Below are 22,375 nucleotides of genomic sequence, written 5' to 3' on the forward strand. Positions count from 1 at the left end.
TTATGGTACAGACTGAATCAAGATTAAAAGTAGCTGATAACACCGGAGCGAAAGAGGTTTTAACTATTCGTGTATTAGGTGGTACTAAAAGAAGATACGCTTCTGTAGGAGACAAAATAGTTGTTTCTGTTAAAGATGCGACTCCTAATGGAAACATTAAAAAAGGAGCTGTTTCAACAGCAGTTGTTGTACGTACTAGAAAAGAAGTAAGAAGACCAGATGGATCTTATATCCGTTTTGACGATAATGCTTGTGTGTTATTGAACCCAACGGGTGAAATGAGAGGTACACGTGTGTTTGGTCCTGTTGCTAGAGAACTTCGTGATAAACAATTCATGAAAATTGTATCATTAGCACCTGAAGTGCTTTAATGAAAAATAAAATGACAAAGCTTAAAATTAAATCAGGAGATACTGTAAAAGTAATAGCTGGAGATCACAAAGGATCAGAAGGTAAAGTACTTCAAGTATTAATAGATAAGAACAAGGCGATTGTTGAGGGTGTAAACTTGGTGAAAAAACACATGAAACCAAGTGCACAAAGTCCTCAAGGTGGAATCGTAGAAAAAGAAGCAGCTATTCATATTTCAAACTTGTCTTTATTAACCTCTAAAGGTGAAGAGACACGTGTTGGATATAGAATGGAAGGCGATAATAAAGTGAGATTTTCTAAAAAATCAAATGAAGTAATATAGTTATGGCATATTCACCGAGACTTAAAGAAGAGTACAAAAGCAGAGTAATTGCTGCTCTTACAGACGAATTTGGTTATAGTAATGTAATGCAAGTGCCAAAACTTCAAAAGATAGTATTATCTAAAGGAGTTGGTGCAGCAGTAGCTGATAAAAAATTAATTGATCATGCTGTTGAAGAATTATCAACTATAACTGGACAAAAAGCTATAGCAACGATGTCTAAAAAAGACGTTGCATCTTTCAAACTACGTAAAGGTATGCCAATTGGAGCAAAAGTTACGTTAAGAGGTGAAAGAATGTATGAGTTTTTAGATCGTTTAATTACATCAGCCTTACCACGTGTAAGAGATTTTAATGGAATTAAAGCTACAGGATTTGACGGAAGAGGTAATTACAATTTAGGAATTACTGAACAAATTATCTTCCCAGAGATAGATATCGATAAGGTAAACAAAATTTCTGGTATGGATATCACATTTGTAACTTCTGCTGATACTGATAAAGAAGCAAAATCATTATTAACCGAATTAGGATTACCTTTTCAAAAGAATTAAGATATGGCTAAAGAATCAATGAAAGCCCGTGAGGTAAAAAGAGCAAAAATGGTAGCAAAGTATGCTGAAAAACGCAAAGCTTTAAAAGAAGCTGGCGATTATGAAGCATTACAAAAATTACCAAAAAATGCTTCTCCTGTGCGTCAACACAATCGTTGTAAGTTAACAGGAAGACCAAAAGGTTATATGAGAACATTTGGTATTTCTCGTGTTATGTTCAGAGAAATGGCTAACCAAGGGTTAATACCAGGTGTTAAAAAAGCAAGTTGGTAATATTATTAATTGGTTTCAGGTTTAACAAATGTTAAAAACCGTTACCGCAAATTTATAACTATGTATACAGATCCAATAGCGGATTATTTAACAAGAATTAGAAACGCAGTGCGTGCCAATCACAGAGTGGTTGAGATTCCTGCATCTAATTTAAAGAAAGAAATCACTAAAATATTATTCGATCAAGGATATATTTTAAGTTACAAATTCGAAGATTCAGCTGTACAAGGGACTATCAAGATAGCGCTTAAGTACAACAAAGAAACAAAAGAACCTGTAATTAAGAAGATTCAAAGAATAAGTAAACCAGGTTTACGTAAGTACGCAAGTTCAAAAGAACTTCCGAGAATTCTTAATGGTCTTGGTATTGCAATCGTTTCTACCTCACACGGTGTAATGACTGGAAAACAAGCTCAAAGAGAAAATGTTGGAGGTGAAGTACTTTGTTACGTTTACTAATTTAAAAAGACTATAAGACATGTCAAGAATAGGTAATAACCCAGTAGCAATTCCAGAAGGAGTTACAGTTGAAATCAACGACAACATAGTTACCGTAAAAGGAAAATTAGGAGAATTAACTCAAGAATTTTCTAACGTATCTATTAAAGTTGAAGAAGGAAATGTTTTAGTTGAGCGTTCTTCAGATAAAAAAGAAGAGAAAGCTAAACATGGTCTTTATAGATCACTTATCTACAATATGATTGAAGGTGTATCTAGAGGATGGACAAAAGAATTAGAGTTAGTTGGTGTTGGATATAGAGCAAGTAATCAAGGTCAAAAGCTTGATTTAGCTTTAGGTTTTTCTCACAATATCGTTTTAGATTTAGCTCCTGAAGTTAAAGTTGAAACGGTAACAGAAAAAGGAAAGAATCCAGTAGTAAAATTAACCTCTCACGATAAGCAATTGGTAGGACAAGTAGCGGCAAAAATCCGTGGCTTTAGAAAACCAGAACCTTACAAAGGAAAAGGTGTTAAGTTTGTTGGTGAACAAATAAGAAGAAAAGCAGGTAAATCAGCTTAATAATTAAGTTATGGCATTAACAAAGAACGAAAGAAGAATAAGAATTAAGAACAGAGTTCGTAAAATAGTTTCTGGAACTGAAGCTAGACCTAGATTATCTGTTTTTAGAAGTAATAAAGAAATTTATGCTCAAATAGTTGATGACGTTACTGGTAAAACTATCAGTGCTGCATCTTCAAGAGATAAAGACATTAGTTCTGCAAAAGGTACAAAAACAGAAGTTGCCGCATTGGTAGGAAAAGCTGTTGCTGAAAAAGCCCTTAAAGCAGGTGTAGAAACAATCTCTTTTGATAGAGGCGGTTATTTATATCACGGAAGAGTAAAATCATTAGCAGAAGGTGCTAGAGAAGCAGGACTTAAATTCTAAGAAATTATGTATCAGAAATACAAAAGCGCAGAACTAGTAAAACCAAGTGGATTAGATCTTAAGGATCGTTTAGTTGGAGTACAAAGAGTTACAAAAGTAACTAAAGGTGGTAGAGCATTCGGATTTTCAGCAATAGTTGTTGTTGGTGACGAAGCAGGTGTAGTTGGTCACGGATTAGGAAAATCTAAAGATGTGGCTAGTGCAATTGCTAAAGCCGTTGAAGACGCTAAGAAAAATTTAGTACGCATACCAATCGTTAAAGGAACTTTACCACACGAACAAAAAGGTAAATATGGTGGAGCAAGAGTAAACATCATTCCTGCAGCTCCTGGAACAGGAGTAATTGCTGGTGGTGCTGTAAGAACAGTATTAGAAGCAGTTGGAGTTCATGATGTATTATCAAAATCTCAAGGTTCATCAAACCCACATAATGTTGTAAAAGCAACTTTCGATGCTTTATTACAGTTAAGAGATGCAAGAACAATAGCTCGTGACAGAGGAATTTCTCTTGAAAAAGTTTTTAAAGGATAATAACGGAAAACGATGGCAAAAATTAAAGTTAAAAAAGTAAGAAGTGCAATCAATCGTACTAAAAGACAAAAGTTAACATTAGAAGCTTTAGGTCTTAAAAAGATTGGTCAAGTAGTAGAGCACGATGCCACACCAAATATCCTTGGTATGGTTGCTAAAGTTTCACATTTAGTTTCTGTTGAAGAAACAAAATAATATAAAACTGAAATGGATTTAAGTAATTTAAAACCTGCAGAAGGTTCAGTAAAAAGTCAAGGTAAACGAATAGGTAGAGGACAAGGTTCTGGAAAAGGTGGTACCGCAACACGTGGTCACAAAGGAGCAAAGTCACGTTCTGGTTATTCAAAGAAAATTGGATTTGAAGGTGGTCAAATGCCACTTCAAAGACGTGTGCCTAAATTTGGCTTTACAAATATCAACCGTGTAGAATATCAAGGTGTAAATCTTGATACTTTGCAACAATTGGTTGATGATAAGAAAATAAAAGACACTGTAGATTTCGAGACATTAATGACTTTAAACCTAGTTGGCAAGAATGATCTTGTTAAAATTTTAGGTAGAGGTGAGTTAAAATCTAAATTGACAGTAACAGCACATAAGTTTACTGCTTCGGCAAAAGCTGCTATTGAAGCTGCTGGAGGAGAAGCTGTAACTTTATAATCCCAATATAAGCGCATGAAATTTATAGAGACATTAAAGAATGTTTGGAAAATAGAAGAGCTAAGAAACAGAATCATAGTTACATTGGGTCTGTTATTAGTTTACCGTTTTGGTGCACAAGTAGTTTTACCTGGTATTGATGCTGCGCAATTAGAAGGATTACAAGGTAATACAGAGTCTGGTTTATTAGGTTTATTAAATGCTTTCACAGGAGGTGCTTTTGCTAACGCTTCTGTTTTTGCATTAGGTATTATGCCTTATATATCAGCTTCTATTGTTGTGCAATTAATGGGAATCGCTATTCCTTACCTACAAAAATTACAAAAAGAAGGAGCCAGTGGTCAAAAGAAAATCACACAAATAACCAGATGGTTAACCATTGCTATTTGTTTGGTTCAGGCACCTGGTTATTTGGCAAGTTTACCAACATTAGGAATTCCTGCTTCTGCTTTCTTATTAGGTCAAGGAACATTATTTTATTTTTCATCAGTAATCATTTTAGTCACAGGGTGTATTTTTGCTATGTGGTTAGGTGAAAAAATTACTGACAAAGGAATTGGTAATGGTATCTCCTTATTAATTATGGTTGGTATTATTGCAACCTTACCTAAAAACTTTTTGTTAAACGCGTCATCTCGATTAGAGGGTAACAACGTCATGTTAATTCTTTTTGAATTGGTGATCTGGTTGCTGATAATTTTAGCTTCAGTTATGCTTGTAATGGCAGTGAGAAAGATTGCTGTACAATATGCTAGAAGAACAGCGTCTGGAGGTTTTGAAAAAAACGTATTTGGATCAAGACAATATATTCCTTTAAAGTTGAATGCCTCTGGTGTAATGCCAATCATTTTTGCACAAGCTATTATGTTTGTTCCAACTTTGATTGGAGGTTCATCCTTCTTGAAAGAGACAGCCACAGGGCAATGGATGCAAACAAATTTCTCTGATATTTTTGGTTTTTGGTATAATTTAGTTTTTGCTTTGTTAATTATAGTATTTACATACTTCTATACAGCAATTACTGTACCTACCAATAAAATGGCAGATGACTTAAAACGAAGCGGTGGTTTTATTCCAGGAATTCGTCCAGGAACTGAAACTTCTGAATATTTAGACAAAATCATGTCTCAAATAACATTACCGGGTTCTATATTTTTAGCATTAATAGCTGTGTTCCCAGCATTTATTGTAAAGCTAATGAATGTACAATCTGGATGGGCCTTATTTTTTGGTGGAACATCACTATTAATTATGGTTGGAGTTGCAATTGACACTATGCAACAAGTAAATTCTTACTTGTTAAATAGACACTATGACGGCTTGATGAAAACAGGTAAAAATAGAAAAGCAGTAGCTTAATATATATACTATGGCAAAACAAGCAGCAATAGAACAAGACGGAACAATTATAGAAGCATTATCAAATGCTATGTTTCGTGTTGAATTAGAAAATGGTCACATTGTGACAGCACATATTTCTGGTAAAATGCGTATGCACTACATTAAGTTGTTACCAGGAGATAAAGTAAAATTAGAAATGAGCCCTTACGATTTAACGAAGGCTCGAATAACTTATAGATACTAATACGATGAAAGTAAGAGCATCAGTTAAAAAAAGAAGCGCAGACTGTAAAATCGTCCGCAGAAAAGGTAGACTTTACGTCATTAACAAAAAGAATCCTAGATTCAAACAAAGACAAGGATAATTATGGCAAGAATTGCAGGTGTAGACATACCAAAAAACAAGAGAGGAGTAATTTCCCTTACTTATATCTATGGAATAGGTAAAAGTAGAGCAAAAGAAATTTTAGCAAACGCTAAAGTTGATGAAAGTACAAAAGTTCAAGATTGGACAGATGACGAAATTGGAAACATTCGTGAGGCTGTTGGAGCGTTTACTATTGAAGGTGAACTACGTTCTGAAACACAAATAAACATTAAGCGATTAATGGATATTGGATGTTACAGAGGTATCCGTCATAGAGCTGGTCTTCCATTAAGAGGACAACGTACAAAAAACAACTCTAGAACAAGAAAAGGTAGAAGAAAAACTGTTGCTAACAAAAAAATGGCAACTAAATAAAAATAGACAATAGTCATTAGAGTTTAGAGGTTAGATGAATCTGTTTGAAATAGCAATGTTTAGGATTCTAACAACTAAAAACTAACAACTAGAAACTTAAATAATATGGCAAAGTCAAGTACTAAAAAGCGTAAAGTAATTGTAGATGCAGTAGGTGAAGCACACGTAACAGCTTCATTTAACAACATCATCATATCACTTACAAACAAAAAAGGCGATGTAATTTCATGGTCTTCAGCTGGTAAAATGGGATTCCGCGGTTCTAAAAAGAACACACCTTATGCTGCTCAATTAGCTGCAGAAGATGCTGCTGGAGTTGCACAAGAAGCTGGATTAAAGAAAGTAAAAGTTTACGTAAAAGGACCAGGGAATGGTAGAGAATCTGCTATTCGTTCAATTCACAATGCAGGTATTGAAGTAACTGAAATTATCGATGTTACGCCATTACCACATAATGGATGTCGTCCTCCAAAACGTAGAAGAGTATAATTTATAATTAAAGAGATTAATATCAACTGTTTATACAGTTGATATTAATTTTTTTATATGTAAATTTGCAAACCGAAAAAAATAATTAATTAACAAGTATCAACGGGAGATCAACGATTATCGAAGGATAAGATTAAGACCTTAATTCATAATCACTCTCAAAACAACAATTTAAAATGGCAAGATATACTGGTCCTAAAACTAAAATAGCTCGTAAATTTGGTGAAGCTATTTACGGAGAAGATAAATCTTTTGAAAAAAGAAATTACCCTCCAGGTCAACATGGTGCAAACAAGCGTCGTGGAAAGAAATCTGAATATGCAATCCAATTAATGGAAAAGCAAAAAGCTAAATATACTTATGGTATTTTAGAAAAACAATTCAGAAATATGTTCAAAAGAGCAACAGCTGCTCCTGGAATTACAGGTGAGGTGTTGTTACAATTATGTGAGTCTCGTTTAGATAACGTAGTCTTCAGAATGGGATTATCACCTTCAAGAAGTGGTGCTAGACAATTAGTATCTCACAGACACATCACAGTAAATGGTAATTTGGTAAATATTCCATCATACCAATTAAAAGCTGGTGATGTTGTTGCAGTAAGAGAAAAATCAAAATCACTTGAGTCAATTAATAATTCATTAGCTAACTCAAGCAACGTGTACGAATGGATTACATGGAATAATGATAAGAAGGAAGGAACGTACGTTTCTGTTCCTGCTAGAATTCAAATTCCAGAAAACATCAACGAGCAATTCATCGTCGAATTATATTCTAAATAATCATTTAAAAATATTGGTATTTAGCCAAAGGGTTTATTGGTACTTCTTCAAACTTATAAACCGCGCAACTAAATAACAATTAAAACGAAGAAACAATATGGCAGTATTTAATTTTCAAAAGCCCGACAAAGTAATCATGATTGATTCAACTGACTTTGAAGGGAAGTTCGAATTTAGACCTTTAGAGCCAGGTTATGGTTTAACAGTAGGAAATGCTTTAAGAAGAGTTTTATTATCTTCTTTAGAAGGATTTGCAATTACATCCGTTAGAATTGAAGGTGTAGATCACGAATTCTCTACAATAGCAGGTGTTGTTGAAGACGTTACTGAAATCATTTTAAATTTAAAACAAATTCGTTTTAAAAGACAAATCGAAGACGTAGATAACGAATCTGTTTCTATTTCTATTTCAGGTCAAGAGCAAATTACAGCGGGCGATTTCCAAAAATTTATTTCAGGATTTCAAGTATTAAATTCAGAATTAGTAATCTGTAATTTAGATCCTAAAGTGAATGTTAATATGGAAATCACTATTGAAAAAGGTAGAGGATATGTTCCTGCTGAAGAAAACAAAAAAGCTTCAGCGCCAATAGGAACAATCTTTACAGATTCAATCTACACACCAATAAAAAATGTGAAGTATAGCATTGAAAATTACCGTGTAGAGCAAAAAACAGATTACGAAAAATTAGTTTTCGAAATCATTACTGATGGTTCTATCAACCCTCAAGATGCTTTAACTGAAGCAGCAAAAACTTTAATTCACCACTTCATGTTATTCTCTGATGAGCGTATTACATTAGAAGCTGATGAAATTGCACAGACTGAAACTTATGATGAAGAATCTCTTCACATGAGACAACTATTGAAAACTAAATTAGTTGATATGGATCTTTCTGTACGTGCATTAAACTGTTTAAAAGCGGCTGAAGTTGATACATTAGGTGATTTAGTATCATTCAATAAAAATGACTTAATGAAGTTCCGTAACTTTGGTAAGAAATCTTTAACGGAACTAGAGGAACTAGTAAATGTTAAAGGATTAAACTTCGGAATGGATTTATCAAAATATAAATTAGATAAAGACTAATAATAATTAATACTAATCATATTTTGCTCCCACGCTAATAGTGTGGTCTGGTAGCAAGATGATAAAACAAATGTCATGAGACACGGAAAAAAAACAAACCATTTAGGTAGAAAAACAGCTCACAGAAAGTCCATGTTGGCTAATATGGCTTGTTCATTAATTGAACACAAGCGTATTAACACAACTGTTGCAAAAGCAAAAGCATTAAAGCAATTTGTTGAACCTTTAGTAACTAAATCTAAAGAAGATACTACACATAACAGACGTATTGTTATGTCACGTCTAAGACAAAAAGATGCTGTTGTTGAGTTATTCAGAGAGGTTGCTCCTAAAGTAGGTGATAGACCAGGAGGTTATACTAGAATTATTAAACTAGGAAATCGTTTGGGAGATAATGCTGATATGGCAATGATAGAATTAGTTGATTACAACGAAATCTACAATGCTGGTAAAGCGAAGAAGAAAACAACACGAAGAAGTAGAAGAGGTGGTTCTAAACCGGCTGCTGCTGCTCCAGTTGAAACGAAAGCAACAAACGAAGAAGAATAAATGTTAATAAGCATTTAATATATAAAGGATAATCTATTTTAGGTTATCCTTTTTTTTATGCAATTTTGCAAAACCTTTTTTTAAAAATGAAATACAATAAACGAGACAAAGCTATAGTTCTACTCGCGGATGGAACTATATTTCACGGCAAATCAATTGGCAAAAAAGGAACTGCTTTTGGCGAAGTATGTTTCAATACTGGAACAACAGGTTATCAGGAAATTTTTACAGATCCTTCTTATTTTGGACAACTTATGGTAACAACCAATGCCCACATTGGTAATTATGGAACCCATGAGGATGAAATAGAATCTGATTCAATAAAAATTTCAGGATTAATCTGCAAAAATTTTAGTTTTAACTATTCCAGACCATCAGCAGAAGGAAATCTAGAGCAATTTTTTGAAAAGCATAATGTATTAGCTATTTCTGATGTTGATACCAGAGCGCTAGTATCTTACATTCGTGATAATGGTGCTATGAATGCTGTCATTTCAACTGAAGTTGATAATATTGAAGGCTTAAAAAAGCAGTTGGCTGAAGTACCAAACATGGAAGGCCTAGAATTGGCTTCTAAAGTATCAACCAAGGAACCGTATTATTTCGGAAACGAAAACGCAAAATATAAGATAGCCGCTTTAGATATTGGTGTGAAGAAAAATATACTTCGCAATTTAGCTAAACGTGATGCCTACATAAAAGTATTTCCTTATAACTCAAAGTTTGAAGATTTAGAGGCATTCAAGCCCGACGGCTATTTCTTATCTAATGGGCCTGGTGATCCTGAGCCATTGGTTGAAGCTCAAGCTGTGGCAAATGAGGTTATCAATAGAAACTTACCACTATTTGGAATCTGTTTAGGACATCAAGTAATAGCGCTAGCCAATGGCATTTCAACTTACAAAATGCATCATGGACATAGAGGTATTAACCATCCTGTTATAAACAAAATAACGGGAAAAGGTGAAATAACCTCTCAAAATCATGGTTTCGCCATTAATCGTGAAGAAACAGAAAGCCATCCAGATGTTGAAATTACACATGTTCATTTAAATGATCATACGGTTGCAGGTATTAAAATGAAATCTAAAAACTGTTTTTCAGTACAATATCATCCAGAAGCCAGTCCTGGACCAAATGATTCTACTTATCTTTTTGATCAGTTTATAGAGAATATTAAAAACGCTTAATTCAAAAACCTCAAAGAAACCTAAAATCCTTTGAGGTTTTTTTATTACGAAAACATTATCGTAAAAATTAAATGCAATACTCCTACAAACAATATGCTTAAGTAAGAGTATTTTGTAAATTTGTAATCAATAAAAAAAATCAACTAAATGAGCATTATAATTGATATTCACGCCAGACAAGTTTTAGATTCAAGAGGTAACCCAACTATTGAAGTTGATGTGACAACCGAAAATGGTTTTATGGGACGTGCTGCTGTACCTTCAGGAGCATCAACAGGCGAACATGAGGCTGTTGAATTACGTGATGGTGGAGACACGTTTATGGGAAAAGGAGTCACCAAAGCCGTTAACAATGTCAATACCATTATTGCACAAGAATTATTGGGTGTTTCTGTTTTTGAACAGAACATGATTGACCAAACGATGATTGAATTGGATGGTACAGCCAATAAATCAAAACTCGGCGCTAATGCTATTTTAGGGGTTTCTTTGGCAGCAGCCAAAGCAGCGGCTAACGAATTAGGGTTGCCACTATACCGCTATGTTGGTGGTGTATCAGCCAATACCTTACCAGTTCCTATGATGAATATCATTAATGGAGGCTCACATTCCGATGCGCCTATTGCCTTTCAGGAATTTATGGTAATGCCAGTTAAGGCAAAAAACTTCACCCATGCTATGCAAATGGGAACCGAGATTTTCCATAATTTGAAAAAAGTATTGCATGATCGTGGTTTGAGTACTGCTGTTGGTGATGAAGGTGGTTTTGCACCAAACCTTGAAGGTGGTACAGAAGATGCTTTAGATACTATTGAAAAAGCCGTTACTAAAGCTGGTTATAAACTCGGTGACGACGTGATGATTGCTTTAGATTGTGCTTCAGCAGAATTCTATATTGATGGTAAATACGATTACACCAAGTTTGAAGGTGATAAAGGTCAGGTAAGAAGCAGCCAAGAGCAAGCTGATTATTTAGCGCAATTGTGTGAAAAATACCCGATAATCTCCATTGAGGATGGTATGGATGAAAACGATTGGGAAGGTTGGAAATACCTAACTGATAAAGTTGGTGATAAAGTCCAATTGGTTGGTGACGATTTATTTGTAACCAATGTAGAAAGACTCTCTCGTGGTATAGAAAATGGCATTGCCAATTCTATATTAATAAAAGTAAACCAGATTGGAACTTTAACCGAAACCATTGCTGCCGTGAATATGGCACACAATGCTGGTTATACATCTGTGATGTCTCACCGCTCTGGGGAAACTGAAGATAATACCATAGCCGATTTAGCTGTAGCATTAAACACTGGCCAAATTAAAACAGGCTCGGCTTCACGTAGTGACCGTATGGCAAAATACAACCAGTTATTACGTATTGAGGAGGAGCTAGCTCATGTGGCATATTACCCGCAAGAAAAAGCGTTTAAAGTGAAATAAAAACACTTGTTCACAGTAAATAAAAACCTGCAAATTTGATTGCAGGTTTTTTTTATGGTAAATTAACGCAACCTTTTTACTCTTTTTGCATCTATATAGTAAACGCTAACCATGAAAAGACTATTACTTCCCTTATTTTTTATTCTTACAACCCTTGTCAATGCCCAAATAGTCAATATACCGGATCCTGTTTTTAAGGCTGCTTTATTATCAGCATCACCTAGTAATCAAATTGCTCAAGATAGTTCCGGTAATTTTTATAAAATTGATGCAAATGATGATGGTGAGATACAAGTAACAGAAGCTTTGGAAACAACATATTTGAATATTAGTTCCGTTGGTCTGGATTCAATTAGTGGAATAGAAGCATTTACCAATCTGCAACATTTAACTAGTAATGGTAATCTTGAAAACATTTGGGATTTAAGTGAATTAATTAATCTTGAAACATTAAACTTAGATGAAAATCCAGTAGCATTTCTTGATATTTCTAATAGTAGTAATCTCATTTCATTTAGCGCTTTTTTATCTGGCATTACAGATTTAGATGTTTCTCAAAATCCAAATCTTGAATCATTGAATTGTCAAACGTGCGATTTGACCGAATTGGATATATCAAATAATATTAATTTGATAAGTTTAAATTGCTCAAACAATTATTATTTAACAAGTTTAGACGTATCTCAAAACTTAAACCTTGAAGAACTTATATTAACTGGATGTGGTTTAACTGAACTTGATGTAACAAATAATGAGAATTTAAGAGTTTTGAATTGTGAAGCAAATAGTTTATCTGAACTTGATGTATCAAATAATGTGCTTCTTGAAAGTTTAAACTGTTCCCATAATGATAATTGGGGATATGGTATATCTACAATTGATGTATCCCAAAATATAAATCTACAATTATTAGAATGCTCAAATTTTTATTTAGAAAATTTATATATTAAAAATGGTATCAATGAAACTATTATATTAGAGGGGCAATCTTATGTTTTATTTATTTGTGCAGATGATTATGATATTCCTGCATTAGAAGCTTCTCCATTTATTCAATCTGCTTCAGTTATAACGTCCTATTGTAATTTTAATCCAGGAAGTAATAATAATGTAATTTCGGGAAATATTTTTCTAGACACAGAAAATAATGGTTGTACAACAAGCGATTTACCTGCCTTAAATTTTAGATTAGATATAAATGACGGAACCAATCAAGGAATGACATTTGCAAATAATTCTGGTGAGTATGTTTTTTACACGCAATCGGGTAATTTTGAGTTATTACCATCAATTGAAAACCCAACTTGGTTTGACATTTCTCCAACCTCTGCCAATATAGAATTTACAGACAATAACTTTAATACAGCAATTCAGGATTTTTGTGTTACTCCGGTTGGAGTCCATAACGATGTTGAAATTATTATTTCGCCAATTGTACCTGCCCAACCTGGATTTGATGCCACATATCAATTAGCATATAGAAATAAAGGAAACCAAACATTATCAGGCGAAATTAATTTTGAGTATAATGAAGCTTTATTGGATTTTATAACCGCCTCAATATCTCCAGATAGTCAAGGGTCTGGGGTTTTATCTTGGAATTATGCTAATTTACCACCATTTCAGAGCAGGACTTTTACGGTAACCTTAAATGTTAATGCGCCAACAGAAACACCTGCCGTTAATATTGGTGATGAGTTACCTTTCATTAGTGCTATTAATCCAACAGTAGGTGATGAAATACCTTCTGACAATACATTCCAATTTAAGCAAATCGTTATTGGTTCTTATGACCCTAATGATAAAACCTGTCTGGAAGGTGATATAGTAGAATCTAATCAAATAGGTGAATACCTGCACTTCAATATCAATTTTGAAAATACGGGAACAGCAGCAGCTACTTTTGTAGTAGTAAAAGATGTCATTAATGAAACCATGTTTGACATGAACACCTTACAGGTTATGTATGCCAGTCATGAGATGATGACTCAAGTTGCAGGCAATAAAATTGAGTTTATTTTTGATAATATCAATTTAGGTACTGAAGAAAAGGGCAATGTGGTTTTTAAAATAAAAACATTGGATACTTTAAATGTAGGCGATTCGGTAACCAATGATGCCGAAATCTTTTTTGATTACAATTTCCCGATTGTTACCAATGAGACCAATACGACGTTCCAAACACTATCAGTTGAGGAAAATCAGTTGGGTGATGCTATCACAGTCTATCCAAATCCGACATCTGGGTTATTACATATCAATACGCGATCGGTCATTCAGAAAGTTGAAATATATGACGTTCAAGGACGATTGGTGGTGAGTCAAAATTCTAATCAGAATAAGCAAACCTTAAATACTTCGGCTTTGACAAAAGGTGTTTACTTTGTAAAAATAAAGACTAAAAACGGTCAGCAAATAGTCAATATTATCAAGGAATAAGTCAAATAGTTATAAATATCAATTTTAGCAATAGTGAAATTGATAAATCCTCTGTGATATCCTTTAAATATAGTGAGATATTTCGTATTTTCGTGCTGTCAAATTCGACGCAATAATATCAAAAAATTTTAGAATACATATGTCAGATAAAGCTACCATAGAAATTAACGGCCAGAAATATGAATTTCCTTTGGTTAAAGGAACAGAGAATGAAGTTGCCATTGATATCAAATCATTACGAGGTGTCACCAATGGTGTTGTGACCATTGATCCAGGTTATAAAAACACGGGTTCTTGTACTAGTGCCATTACGTTTTTGGATGGTGAAAAAGGTATTTTAAGATACAGAGGATATTCTATTGAAGAATTAGCCGAAAAAGCCGACTTTTTAGAGGTTGCGTATTTATTAATTTTTGGAGAATTACCAACACAAGAACAGCTAGATAAATTCCATGCTGATATCAAAAGCCACTCGGTTGTTGATGATGATGTGCGTAAGATTGTAGATGCTTTTCCAAAGTCAGCTCATCCTATGGGTGTTTTGGCCTCTTTAACAAGTGCGCTTACAGCTTTTAACCCTTCTTCAGTAAACGTAAATTCTGAAGAAGAGATGTACAAAGCCATAGTGCGAATCATGGGTAAGTTTCCGGTTTTAGTGGCTTGGACATTACGTAAGAAAAATGGTTTACCTTTAGATTATGGCGATAAGAATTTAGGTTATGTTGAGAATTGTCTTAAAATGATGTTTAAACAGCCTAATGAAGAATATATTTTAGACCCAGTAGTAGTAGATGCATTAGATAAGTTATTGATTCTTCATGCTGACCACGAGCAAAACTGTTCAACTTCAACGGTGAGAATTGTAGGTTCTTCCCATGCAGGATTATTTGCATCATTGTCTTCTGGTATTTCAGCCCTTTGGGGACCACTTCATGGTGGAGCAAACCAAGCCGTTTTAGAAATGTTGGAAGCTATAAAAGAAGATGGAGGCGATACTAAAAAATATATGGCAAAAGCCAAGGATAAGGATGACCCGTTCCGTTTAATGGGATTCGGCCATCGTGTTTATAAAAACTTCGATCCACGTGCAAGAATCATTAAGAAATCTGCCGATGAAGTTCTAGGAAACCTAGGCGTTGAAGATCCTATATTAGATATTGCCAAAGGATTAGAAAAAGAAGCTCTGGAAGACGATTACTTTGTAAAGCGTAAGCTATATCCAAATGTTGATTTTTATTCTGGAATTATCTATCGTGCCATGGGTATCCCAACCGATATGTTTACGGTTATGTTTGCTTTAGGACGCTTACCAGGATGGATAGCACAATGGCGTGAAATGCGTTTAAACAATGAGCCAATTGGGCGACCAAGACAAATTTATACTGGAGAAACTTTAAGGTCATTTAAGCCTGTTAATAAACGATAAGATTATAAATAAATATCATATTAAAGCTTCATAGATTCTATGGAGCTTTTTTTATATTTACAACATGCTAAAACTAAACGTTAAAAACGAAACTTCCCGATTACGTGCTGTGGTATTGGGTACTGCCAAAAGTAATGGACCAACACCCAGTATTGAAGATGCTTATGATCCTAAATCATTGGAGCATATAAAAGCAGGAACTTATCCTGTTGAGTCTGATATGGTAAAAGAAATGGAAGCCGTAGCCGCGGTTTTTGAGAAGTATGATGTTAAGGTGTTTCGACCTAAAATTATTGAAGATTGCAATCAGATTTTTACACGCGATATAGCTTTTGTAATTGATGATAAGTTTGTAAAAGCAAATATTCTTCCAGATCGTGAGGAAGAATTTACAGCAATTGAGCATGTTTGGACCCAAGTCCCAAAAGAAAATAGAATTAAGTTGCCAAAACATTGCCATATTGAAGGAGGCGATGTTATGCTATATAATGACCATATTTTTATTGGTACTTATAGAGGCGATGATTATGCTGATTATATTATTGCCCGGACTAATATGGAAGCTGTTGAAGTGATGCAAGAATTATTTCCTCATAAAAAAATAAAGTCTTTTGATTTACGAAAATCGAATACCAATCCCAGAGAAAATGCTTTGCATTTAGATTGCTGTTTTCAACCCGTAGGGAAAGGGAAAGCTATTTTGCATAAAAATGGTTTTTTAGTTGAAGAAGAATTTAATTGGCTCCTAAACTTCTTTGGAAAAGACAATGTATTTGAGATAGATAAGGAAGAAATGTACAACATGAATAGTAATATTTTTTCAATATCAGAAGACGTTGTTATTTCTGAAAAAGGCTTTACACGATTGAACACTTGGCTACGTAATCAAGGCATCACGGTTGAAGAAGTACCATATGCTGAAATTGCCAAACAAGAAGGTTTATTGCGTTGCTCTACTTTGCCGTTAATTAGAGACTAGTTTACCTTACAAATAATGGTTACCTCGGCTGTTTCGCCAACTCGAAACGTGCCATAATCCTCACCGATATTGTAATCAAAACGGTTAATTTCCAGTTCACCTTCAAACGTATTATTTTTAAAAGTGAATGGTATAGTCACAGTTTTAGTTACACCATGAATGGTTAAATCACCAGTGGTTTTGTAGCCATCGCTTGTTTTTGTAACTGTATTAGATTTATAACAAATAGTTTCATACTTTTCTACATCAAAAAAATCTGCAGAGCGCAAGTGTTCATCGCGCTTGTCGTTTTTGGTGTTAATAGTTTTGGAGTCAATGCAAATATCAAAACTAGAACCTGAAACATCAGACGAGTTAAAATTAAAATCACCTTTCATACCAGTAAAGGTTCCTTTTACTGTAAATATACCACCTCCTGAAATTTTAAACTTAACTTCAGATTTGTCTGTATTTATAGTTTGAGCATTCACAAATGATGTAGTTGCTGAAATAAAAACGATAAGTATTAAGCTTTTAATAAATTTCATAACATTGATGTTTTTAATATAGTTGTTGCAAAAACGATTCCATTTCTTTAAAAATAAAAAAAAGGAACTACATTTCTGTAATTCCTTGTGGATTTATTTGGATTCCTGTCTTCGCAGGAATGACAGTTAAACTATTTCAACCATCAAGCCTTCGTCTGTTTTTTCAACTTTTGCAACCTTGTTCTTGGTCAGGTCTTTAATTGCTTTATCCCATTTTTTGTTGCTTAAGCCCGATTGACCTTTTAAATCATTTAAATCTATTTTTTCGACCTTGTTCAATATTTCTAAAACCGCTTTAGCATCTTCGCTAATGGCTAATGGTTTTTTCTCTGGTTTCATCTGCGGGAAGAATAAAACTTCCTGAATAGATTGGTTGTTGGTTAAAAACATAATTAACCTATCCATACCAATTCCCATACCAGATGTTGGTGGCATACCGTATTCTAAAGCACGAAGGAAATCATGATCAATAAACTCGGTAGCCTCGTCATCACCTTTTGCAGCCAATTTTAATTGGTGTTCAAAACGTTCACGTTGATCTAATGGGTCATTTAATTCCGAATAGGCATTCGCTATTTCCTTACCACAAACCATCAATTCAAAACGTTCGGTTAATTCTGGATTGTTACGATGTTCTTTACACAACGGGCTCATTTCTTTAGGATAGTCTGTAATAAATGTAGGTTGTATATAATTCCCTTCACATTTCTCGCCAAAAATTTCATCTATCAATTTGCCTTTTCCCATGGTATCATCTACTTCAATATCCATGTCTTTAGCAGCTTGTCTGATTTCGGCTTCTGTTTTGCCAGTAATATCAAAACCAGTAAAATGTTTAATAGAATCTGCCATAGTAACACGAGCATAAGGCGCTTTAAAATCTATTTCATGTTTTCCAAAAGTAGCTTTTGTAGTACCATTTACAGCTACAGCACAATGCTCTAATAACTGCTCGCAGAAATCCATCATCCAATTGTAGTCTTTATAGGCTACATAAATTTCCATGGCTGTAAACTCTGGATTATGAGTTCTGTCCATACCTTCATTACGGAAGTTTTTAGAAAACTCATAAACACCATCGAAACCACCTACAATTAAACGTTTTAAATATAGTTCATTAGCAATTCGCATGTACAATGGAATATCTAAACTGTTGTGATGCGTTGTAAAAGGTCGCGCTGCAGCTCCACCTGGAATGGGTTGTAATATTGGCGTTTCCACTTCAAAATAACCTGCTTTATTAAAAAACTCACGCATGGCATTAAATAGCTTGGTGCGCTTTACAAACACTTCTTTTACATGCGGATTAACAACCAAATCTGCATAACGTTGTCTGTAACGTTGCTCTGGATCTGTAAAAGCGTCATGTACGTTTCCATCGGCATCAACACGTGGTTGAGGCAATGGTCTTAAGGCTTTACTTAAAATGGTGAAGTCTTTAACCATCACAGTTTTTTCGCCAACTTTTGTGGTGAATAACTCACCCTCAACACCAATAAAATCACCAATATCTAAAAGCTTTTTGTAAATAGTATTGTACTTGGTTTTGTCTTCTCCTGTACAAATTTCATCACGATTAAAATATACTTGAATACGTCCATCACTATCTTGCAATTCTGCAAAACTCGCATTACCTTGAATACGTCGTGACATTAAACGTCCAGCTATAACAACCTTTTTACCTTCTTTAAAATTCTGTTTCACCTGTTTGGAAGTCTCTTCCACAGGAAACAAATCTGCAGGATACGGGTTAATGCCTAACTCACGTAATTTGGTGAGTTTTTCTCTTCGTACTATTTCTTGTTCAGATAATTGCGACATAAATTTGTATTGTATATTTTTTGAAGGCACAAAGATAATTACTATTCATTAGGTTTTCAATTTATTGTAATGAAATTAACGTGTAACAAAGCTTTGAGATTTTCGACATATAAGCACATCAATTAAAATAAATCAATCACATGAGTTTTTGGAGAGTATTACTTTCAATTATTTGTCCGCCATTGGCTGTTTTAGACAGAGGTTGTGGCTCAATTCTAATCGTCTTTTTATTGTGGCTTTGCGGCTGGGTTCCTGGCGTCATTGCTGCTTTAGTAATTTTAAATAATCCGAAATCCTAATAGTTAAAATAGTTGTAATTTTGTAGCCTATGAATAAAACAGTTACCATTCAAGAATTAGGCTTAAAAGATTACAAAGAAACTTGGGATTATCAAGAATCATTATTTAAAGCTATTGTTGATACAAAGATTAAAAACCGACGCGAATCAGCTGATTTACAAACACCTAACTATTTTTTGCTTGTTGAGCATCCGCATGTTTATACTTTAGGTAAAAGTGGTGATATGTCTAATCTGTTAGTTGATGAAAAGCAACTGGCTGAAAAGGGAGCCACATTTTATAAAGTGAATCGCGGTGGTGATATTACGTATCATGGTCCTGGTCAAATAGTGGGTTATCCTATTTTAGATTTAGATAACTTTTTTACGGACATCCATAAATACTTACGTTTTCTTGAAGAAATGATTATTCTGACCTTGGCTGAATACGGTTTAAAAGCAGAACGCAGTCCAGGTGAGACAGGCGTATGGTTGGATGTGGGAACACCATTTGCTAGAAAAATTTGTGCTATGGGAGTTCGTGCCAGCCGTTGGGTCACTATGCACGGGTTTGCATTGAATGTGAATGCCGATTTAGGCTATTTTGACAATATGATTCCGTGTGGTATTCGCGGAAAAGCGGTTACTTCTTTAAATGTTGAGTTAGGTAGGCAGACTGTTGATGAAAATGAAGTGAAAGACAAATTGCTAAAGCATTTTGCTAACTTATTTGAGGCTGATCCTCTTAAAACAGCAATAATAAACGCTTGATATGAAGTTGATTTTTATACTTTTAGCGTTGGTGGTTGTTATCCTAATAGTTAGAATTATAACGAAGAACCGAAACACCCAAGAATCACAAATAAGTGCGTTTGAACATCCTAGTACGTTTAAAAAACCGCCAATAGAAATGTCAACTAAAGAACCCATAAAAAGTATTTCTTTTGACAAGGATGATGTTATGAAATCTGATGATGCTTTTAATGTGACTAAAAATTAATTTTGAAAAAACTAGGCTAGATTCCCGATGCTGATGTTAATTCTGCTCGTTGTTTAGTTTTTGTTTTGGTTTGGAAAGCTTGAAATATTCGTTAGCAGTATCATCAAGACGTTTTACTATTCTTTCAAAATTCTGTTTGTTTGGTTTGAGGTTAACGTATTTGTCAATAATGTTACTACGTTTATATATAAAAAACGTATTTTCAACATTAGGGTTAATTTTGTTCAAATACACTTCTGAAGTCTTGTCGTTAAAAGATGGTACAAATGTCAAAGCAACTTTTTTTAACCCGAGTTCGGTTCCAAGTTTCTCTAATTCCTGCATTCTTTTATCTTTATCATAGTTGGTGTCATTACCGTATATAAAATATACTTTCAAATAGGTTTCTCTTTTTTGGCTTTCACTTTCTAAAAAAGTAAGCCACTCTTTAACGTCATTCCAATTGGGATTGTTACCTACAAAGTAAAGAATGCCGTGATACCAACCGTATTTGCAAATGGGGCAAGTTTTTGTGCCTTTGTCTGCTCCATAAGCATGAAATGGAGTAAAGGAAATAATATCCTCACCAATGTTTTTGCCTGAATTTATAGAGTTTGTGTTTTGTATTGGGTAGTCAGGAATATTCAAACCCAAAATAATATTACGTTCGCCAATCCAGATGTCTTCTTTTTGAACAAACCGGATAACGCCACTTCCTCCGCGGTTTTCCATGTTTTTTCTGCGTTGCGTAGTTAATAGCGGATCATTGTCAAACACAAAATCGTCTATATAGTATGGTTCTTTCATATTTCTCTCTTTAACAGTAATGTGAATATGTGCAGGTTCGCCTCTGCTAGGATATGTTCCTGGTTTTATAGTTTTAATTGCGTAGTTACCCTTTTCATCTGTTTTCAGCCAGCCTCTTATGTAGCCATGAGTATGTCCCAGTTTATTTTTAGGCATATTTCTTTCTTCACTATCTTTTGTTTCATAAACACCTTTACTGTTCGTTTGGTAGTAGTAAATAATGACGTTTGCGGCTGGTGTTTTTCCATCAATCTGATAAACAGTTCCAGTTAGCAAAATTTTCTGTTCATTACCTTCAAATGCAGGACTTGTGTCACTATTTGATAAGTGGTTGGGCATTTTGTAATAAAAAGGCATTGATTTGTCAAAATCATCGCTTATAGTATTTGTTTTTGGAGTTTGACCATTACAGTTGAGTAAATTCGAGGAGATTAATAGTAGAAATCCAATTTTAATGAATCGAGACATTTTGAATGTTTTTCAATAAATGTACTCATAAATGAGAATGATATGTGTACATTTTATTGCTAATTGCCTCTGTGGAGTAAATACATGGTTCACTGGAGTAGTTGGTGCCAATTATTTCTATAGTGTCTGCTCAACCTTATTACTTGACCATTTTCAAGTGTTGCATCATAGTCGCCATTACTCCTTGATTTTAGTTCCTTAATGTAAGTAGCATTAATAATAGTTGAACGATGTACCCTTAAAAAAATAGTTGAATCGAGTTCAGTTTCAAATTCTTTTAAACTTTTGTTGTCTAAAATTTTTTGGTCGTTTGTGTAAACTATAGAGTACGGTTTATCTGTTGAAATAAGCTCAATAGATGAAGTTGGAACTGTTATAATTTTGGTGCCAATTTTTAGTTTTATTATGTTGTCATAATGAGAAACTAATTTTTCAGATTTACTTTTTGAAACGTATATAGCAGGGAAAATGACATACCATAATAAGGCGATATAAAATTGATTTGAAAAAGCAGCATTAAAAATATTTGAAAACCGATGAGGTGGTGTAAATGCTAAATTACTTACAGATACAAATAGTGCTGTAAATAACAAAATATGTAGAAAACTAAAAGTTATTCCAATTCCTAAATTAAATGGTAATTTACCCAATTTATTTTTGGGATTAATGATGCTTATCAGTTGGTTTATAATTATAGTTAGTGGAATAAAAAATACCCAAAAGGTATTATACAATAATGATTCAGAAAGATAAAACCCGGTTTGTTGTATGCTGCTGTATATATAATCTTGTAGTACTGCTAACACAAATACAAAAACCACAATAATTACAAACAAGGGAATTTTACCAATTTTAGGGTTTTTAAATGTATTACTTATGATAAATAATTGTCCCAATATCTTTTTGAACTTGTATGCAACGATTAGATT

Annotated in this window: 30 protein-coding genes; 26 read left to right on the forward strand and 4 right to left on the reverse strand. The window is 33.9% G+C overall.

Going from position 1 to position 22,375, the window contains the following annotated elements:
• Positions 1 to 2 precede the first annotated feature (2 nt).
• The 23 genes from rplN (at position 3) to HGK31_RS13210 (ending at position 16,567) form a co-directional block, all read left to right on the forward strand.
• The gene (rplN, locus tag HGK31_RS13100; protein WP_103051232.1) at positions 3 to 371 is read left to right on the forward strand and encodes a 50S ribosomal protein L14; all 369 of its coding nucleotides are present in this window, start codon (positions 3 to 5) and stop codon (positions 369 to 371) included.
• A gap of 11 nt (positions 372 to 382) precedes the next feature.
• On the forward strand, positions 383 to 694 hold the full coding sequence (gene rplX / locus HGK31_RS13105) for a 50S ribosomal protein L24 (RefSeq protein WP_104735875.1): 312 nt from the start codon (positions 383 to 385) through the stop codon (positions 692 to 694).
• A gap of 2 nt (positions 695 to 696) precedes the next feature.
• Complete coding sequence (gene rplE, locus HGK31_RS13110; protein ID WP_104735695.1) at positions 697 to 1,248, forward strand: 50S ribosomal protein L5; 552 nt, start codon at positions 697 to 699, stop codon at positions 1,246 to 1,248.
• A gap of 3 nt (positions 1,249 to 1,251) precedes the next feature.
• Positions 1,252 to 1,521, forward strand: a complete 270-nt coding sequence (rpsN, locus tag HGK31_RS13115; protein ID WP_104735696.1) for a 30S ribosomal protein S14 — start codon at positions 1,252 to 1,254, stop codon at positions 1,519 to 1,521.
• Between the two features lie 60 nt (positions 1,522 to 1,581).
• Positions 1,582 to 1,980 carry a 30S ribosomal protein S8 gene (rpsH, locus tag HGK31_RS13120; RefSeq protein WP_104735697.1) on the forward strand — a complete coding sequence of 133 codons (399 nt, stop codon included), beginning with the start codon at positions 1,582 to 1,584 and terminating at the stop codon, positions 1,978 to 1,980.
• Positions 1,981 to 1,999: 19 nt separating this feature from the next.
• Entirely contained in the window at positions 2,000 to 2,542 is a 543-nt protein-coding gene (gene rplF / locus HGK31_RS13125) for a 50S ribosomal protein L6 (RefSeq protein WP_191860608.1), read from the forward strand.
• Between the two features lie 10 nt (positions 2,543 to 2,552).
• On the forward strand, positions 2,553 to 2,909 hold the full coding sequence (gene rplR, locus HGK31_RS13130) for a 50S ribosomal protein L18 (protein ID WP_191860610.1): 357 nt from the start codon (positions 2,553 to 2,555) through the stop codon (positions 2,907 to 2,909).
• 6 nt (positions 2,910 to 2,915) lie between these two features.
• The gene (gene rpsE / locus HGK31_RS13135) at positions 2,916 to 3,440 is read left to right on the forward strand and encodes a 30S ribosomal protein S5 (RefSeq protein WP_103051238.1); all 525 of its coding nucleotides are present in this window, start codon (positions 2,916 to 2,918) and stop codon (positions 3,438 to 3,440) included.
• Positions 3,441 to 3,452: 12 nt separating this feature from the next.
• Positions 3,453 to 3,635, forward strand: a complete 183-nt coding sequence (gene rpmD, locus HGK31_RS13140; RefSeq protein WP_104735700.1) for a 50S ribosomal protein L30 — start codon at positions 3,453 to 3,455, stop codon at positions 3,633 to 3,635.
• Positions 3,636 to 3,647: 12 nt separating this feature from the next.
• Positions 3,648 to 4,100: a 50S ribosomal protein L15 gene (gene rplO, locus HGK31_RS13145; RefSeq protein ID WP_191860611.1), complete on the forward strand. Its 453-nt coding sequence runs from the start codon at positions 3,648 to 3,650 to the stop codon at positions 4,098 to 4,100.
• Positions 4,101 to 4,115: 15 nt separating this feature from the next.
• Positions 4,116 to 5,459, forward strand: a complete 1,344-nt coding sequence (secY, locus tag HGK31_RS13150) for a preprotein translocase subunit SecY (protein WP_191860613.1) — start codon at positions 4,116 to 4,118, stop codon at positions 5,457 to 5,459.
• 10 nt (positions 5,460 to 5,469) lie between these two features.
• Positions 5,470 to 5,685: a translation initiation factor IF-1 gene (infA, locus tag HGK31_RS13155; protein WP_007094967.1), complete on the forward strand. Its 216-nt coding sequence runs from the start codon at positions 5,470 to 5,472 to the stop codon at positions 5,683 to 5,685.
• Positions 5,686 to 5,689: 4 nt separating this feature from the next.
• Entirely contained in the window at positions 5,690 to 5,806 is a 117-nt protein-coding gene (gene ykgO / locus HGK31_RS13160; RefSeq protein ID WP_013305171.1) for a type B 50S ribosomal protein L36, read from the forward strand.
• Between the two features lie 2 nt (positions 5,807 to 5,808).
• Positions 5,809 to 6,183, forward strand: coding sequence for a 30S ribosomal protein S13 (gene rpsM, locus HGK31_RS13165; RefSeq protein ID WP_104735703.1), 375 nt, complete (start codon positions 5,809 to 5,811; stop codon positions 6,181 to 6,183).
• Between the two features lie 105 nt (positions 6,184 to 6,288).
• The gene (gene rpsK, locus HGK31_RS13170) at positions 6,289 to 6,672 is read left to right on the forward strand and encodes a 30S ribosomal protein S11 (RefSeq protein ID WP_104735704.1); all 384 of its coding nucleotides are present in this window, start codon (positions 6,289 to 6,291) and stop codon (positions 6,670 to 6,672) included.
• 176 nt (positions 6,673 to 6,848) lie between these two features.
• Positions 6,849 to 7,454 carry a 30S ribosomal protein S4 gene (gene rpsD / locus HGK31_RS13175; protein WP_104735705.1) on the forward strand — a complete coding sequence of 202 codons (606 nt, stop codon included), beginning with the start codon at positions 6,849 to 6,851 and terminating at the stop codon, positions 7,452 to 7,454.
• A 97-nt stretch (positions 7,455 to 7,551) separates the two neighbouring features.
• Entirely contained in the window at positions 7,552 to 8,544 is a 993-nt protein-coding gene (locus tag HGK31_RS13180) for a DNA-directed RNA polymerase subunit alpha (RefSeq protein WP_104735706.1), read from the forward strand.
• 75 nt (positions 8,545 to 8,619) lie between these two features.
• On the forward strand, positions 8,620 to 9,093 hold the full coding sequence (gene rplQ, locus HGK31_RS13185) for a 50S ribosomal protein L17 (RefSeq protein WP_104735707.1): 474 nt from the start codon (positions 8,620 to 8,622) through the stop codon (positions 9,091 to 9,093).
• Positions 9,094 to 9,179: 86 nt separating this feature from the next.
• A complete protein-coding gene (gene carA / locus HGK31_RS13190) occupies positions 9,180 to 10,283 on the forward strand; it encodes a glutamine-hydrolyzing carbamoyl-phosphate synthase small subunit (RefSeq protein WP_191860621.1) in 1,104 nt (367 codons plus the stop codon).
• Positions 10,284 to 10,430: 147 nt separating this feature from the next.
• Positions 10,431 to 11,723, forward strand: coding sequence for a phosphopyruvate hydratase (gene eno / locus HGK31_RS13195; protein WP_191860624.1), 1,293 nt, complete (start codon positions 10,431 to 10,433; stop codon positions 11,721 to 11,723).
• 111 nt (positions 11,724 to 11,834) lie between these two features.
• On the forward strand, positions 11,835 to 14,162 hold the full coding sequence (locus HGK31_RS13200) for a T9SS type A sorting domain-containing protein (RefSeq protein ID WP_191860626.1): 2,328 nt from the start codon (positions 11,835 to 11,837) through the stop codon (positions 14,160 to 14,162).
• A gap of 139 nt (positions 14,163 to 14,301) precedes the next feature.
• Positions 14,302 to 15,588, forward strand: coding sequence for a citrate synthase (locus tag HGK31_RS13205; RefSeq protein ID WP_191860635.1), 1,287 nt, complete (start codon positions 14,302 to 14,304; stop codon positions 15,586 to 15,588).
• 64 nt (positions 15,589 to 15,652) lie between these two features.
• Positions 15,653 to 16,567 (forward strand): dimethylarginine dimethylaminohydrolase family protein, encoded by a 915-nt coding sequence (locus HGK31_RS13210; RefSeq protein ID WP_191860637.1) that lies wholly within the window; start codon positions 15,653 to 15,655, stop codon positions 16,565 to 16,567.
• On the opposite strand, the gene HGK31_RS13215 is transcribed toward HGK31_RS13210, so the two are convergent.
• Complete coding sequence (locus HGK31_RS13215; RefSeq protein WP_191860639.1) at positions 16,564 to 17,094, reverse strand: YceI family protein; 531 nt, start codon at positions 17,092 to 17,094, stop codon at positions 16,564 to 16,566. The genes HGK31_RS13210 and HGK31_RS13215 overlap by 4 nt on opposite strands.
• Before the next feature lie 126 nt (positions 17,095 to 17,220).
• Positions 17,221 to 18,915: a lysine--tRNA ligase gene (gene lysS / locus HGK31_RS13220; protein WP_191860641.1), complete on the reverse strand. Its 1,695-nt coding sequence runs from the start codon at positions 18,913 to 18,915 to the stop codon at positions 17,221 to 17,223.
• A 140-nt stretch (positions 18,916 to 19,055) separates the two neighbouring features.
• On the opposite strand from lysS, the gene HGK31_RS13225 reads away from it, so the two are divergent.
• Genes HGK31_RS13225 through HGK31_RS13235 form a run of 3 tightly spaced genes read left to right on the forward strand, consistent with a single transcriptional unit; the run spans position 19,056 to position 20,192 of the window.
• Complete coding sequence (locus HGK31_RS13225) at positions 19,056 to 19,214, forward strand: YqaE/Pmp3 family membrane protein (protein ID WP_104735715.1); 159 nt, start codon at positions 19,056 to 19,058, stop codon at positions 19,212 to 19,214.
• 29 nt (positions 19,215 to 19,243) lie between these two features.
• Positions 19,244 to 19,963 carry a lipoyl(octanoyl) transferase LipB gene (lipB, locus tag HGK31_RS13230; RefSeq protein ID WP_191860643.1) on the forward strand — a complete coding sequence of 240 codons (720 nt, stop codon included), beginning with the start codon at positions 19,244 to 19,246 and terminating at the stop codon, positions 19,961 to 19,963.
• 1 nt (position 19,964) lies between these two features.
• Positions 19,965 to 20,192 carry a hypothetical protein gene (locus HGK31_RS13235; RefSeq protein WP_191860645.1) on the forward strand — a complete coding sequence of 76 codons (228 nt, stop codon included), beginning with the start codon at positions 19,965 to 19,967 and terminating at the stop codon, positions 20,190 to 20,192.
• Positions 20,193 to 20,228: 36 nt separating this feature from the next.
• Here HGK31_RS13235 and HGK31_RS13240 read toward each other — a convergent pair whose 3' ends face one another.
• Both HGK31_RS13240 and HGK31_RS13245 read right to left on the reverse strand, forming a co-directional pair.
• Positions 20,229 to 21,446: a dioxygenase family protein gene (locus HGK31_RS13240; RefSeq protein WP_191860647.1), complete on the reverse strand. Its 1,218-nt coding sequence runs from the start codon at positions 21,444 to 21,446 to the stop codon at positions 20,229 to 20,231.
• A gap of 89 nt (positions 21,447 to 21,535) precedes the next feature.
• Positions 21,536 to 22,342, reverse strand: coding sequence for a LytR/AlgR family response regulator transcription factor (locus HGK31_RS13245; RefSeq protein WP_191860649.1), 807 nt, complete (start codon positions 22,340 to 22,342; stop codon positions 21,536 to 21,538).
• Positions 22,343 to 22,375: the final 33 nt, after the last annotated feature.

Origin of the sequence: Hanstruepera ponticola, from assembly GCF_012931685.1 — a bacterium.
Classification (GTDB): domain Bacteria; phylum Bacteroidota; class Bacteroidia; order Flavobacteriales; family Flavobacteriaceae; genus Hanstruepera; species Hanstruepera ponticola.

Bases quoted from the DNA above. Each gene is read 5' to 3' on its own strand.
- rplN (WP_103051232.1), top strand. From the start codon at position 3: ATGGTACAGACTGAATCAAGATTAAAAGTAGCTGATAACACCGGAGCG.
- rplX (WP_104735875.1), top strand. From the start codon at position 383: ATGACAAAGCTTAAAATTAAATCAGGAGATACTGTAAAAGTAATAGCT.
- rplE (WP_104735695.1), top strand. From the start codon at position 697: ATGGCATATTCACCGAGACTTAAAGAAGAGTACAAAAGCAGAGTAATT.
- rpsN (WP_104735696.1), top strand. From the start codon at position 1,252: ATGGCTAAAGAATCAATGAAAGCCCGTGAGGTAAAAAGAGCAAAAATG.
- rpsH (WP_104735697.1), top strand. From the start codon at position 1,582: ATGTATACAGATCCAATAGCGGATTATTTAACAAGAATTAGAAACGCA.
- rplF (WP_191860608.1), top strand. From the start codon at position 2,000: ATGTCAAGAATAGGTAATAACCCAGTAGCAATTCCAGAAGGAGTTACA.
- rplR (WP_191860610.1), top strand. From the start codon at position 2,553: ATGGCATTAACAAAGAACGAAAGAAGAATAAGAATTAAGAACAGAGTT.
- rpsE (WP_103051238.1), top strand. From the start codon at position 2,916: ATGTATCAGAAATACAAAAGCGCAGAACTAGTAAAACCAAGTGGATTA.
- rpmD (WP_104735700.1), top strand. From the start codon at position 3,453: ATGGCAAAAATTAAAGTTAAAAAAGTAAGAAGTGCAATCAATCGTACT.
- rplO (WP_191860611.1), top strand. From the start codon at position 3,648: ATGGATTTAAGTAATTTAAAACCTGCAGAAGGTTCAGTAAAAAGTCAA.
- secY (WP_191860613.1), top strand. From the start codon at position 4,116: ATGAAATTTATAGAGACATTAAAGAATGTTTGGAAAATAGAAGAGCTA.
- infA (WP_007094967.1), top strand. From the start codon at position 5,470: ATGGCAAAACAAGCAGCAATAGAACAAGACGGAACAATTATAGAAGCA.
- ykgO (WP_013305171.1), top strand. From the start codon at position 5,690: ATGAAAGTAAGAGCATCAGTTAAAAAAAGAAGCGCAGACTGTAAAATC.
- rpsM (WP_104735703.1), top strand. From the start codon at position 5,809: ATGGCAAGAATTGCAGGTGTAGACATACCAAAAAACAAGAGAGGAGTA.
- rpsK (WP_104735704.1), top strand. From the start codon at position 6,289: ATGGCAAAGTCAAGTACTAAAAAGCGTAAAGTAATTGTAGATGCAGTA.
- rpsD (WP_104735705.1), top strand. From the start codon at position 6,849: ATGGCAAGATATACTGGTCCTAAAACTAAAATAGCTCGTAAATTTGGT.
- HGK31_RS13180 (WP_104735706.1), top strand. From the start codon at position 7,552: ATGGCAGTATTTAATTTTCAAAAGCCCGACAAAGTAATCATGATTGAT.
- rplQ (WP_104735707.1), top strand. From the start codon at position 8,620: ATGAGACACGGAAAAAAAACAAACCATTTAGGTAGAAAAACAGCTCAC.
- carA (WP_191860621.1), top strand. From the start codon at position 9,180: ATGAAATACAATAAACGAGACAAAGCTATAGTTCTACTCGCGGATGGA.
- eno (WP_191860624.1), top strand. From the start codon at position 10,431: ATGAGCATTATAATTGATATTCACGCCAGACAAGTTTTAGATTCAAGA.
- HGK31_RS13200 (WP_191860626.1), top strand. From the start codon at position 11,835: ATGAAAAGACTATTACTTCCCTTATTTTTTATTCTTACAACCCTTGTC.
- HGK31_RS13205 (WP_191860635.1), top strand. From the start codon at position 14,302: ATGTCAGATAAAGCTACCATAGAAATTAACGGCCAGAAATATGAATTT.
- HGK31_RS13210 (WP_191860637.1), top strand. From the start codon at position 15,653: ATGCTAAAACTAAACGTTAAAAACGAAACTTCCCGATTACGTGCTGTG.
- HGK31_RS13215 (WP_191860639.1), bottom strand. From the start codon at position 17,094: ATGAAATTTATTAAAAGCTTAATACTTATCGTTTTTATTTCAGCAACT.
- lysS (WP_191860641.1), bottom strand. From the start codon at position 18,915: ATGTCGCAATTATCTGAACAAGAAATAGTACGAAGAGAAAAACTCACC.
- HGK31_RS13225 (WP_104735715.1), top strand. From the start codon at position 19,056: ATGAGTTTTTGGAGAGTATTACTTTCAATTATTTGTCCGCCATTGGCT.
- lipB (WP_191860643.1), top strand. From the start codon at position 19,244: ATGAATAAAACAGTTACCATTCAAGAATTAGGCTTAAAAGATTACAAA.
- HGK31_RS13235 (WP_191860645.1), top strand. From the start codon at position 19,965: ATGAAGTTGATTTTTATACTTTTAGCGTTGGTGGTTGTTATCCTAATA.
- HGK31_RS13240 (WP_191860647.1), bottom strand. From the start codon at position 21,446: ATGTCTCGATTCATTAAAATTGGATTTCTACTATTAATCTCCTCGAAT.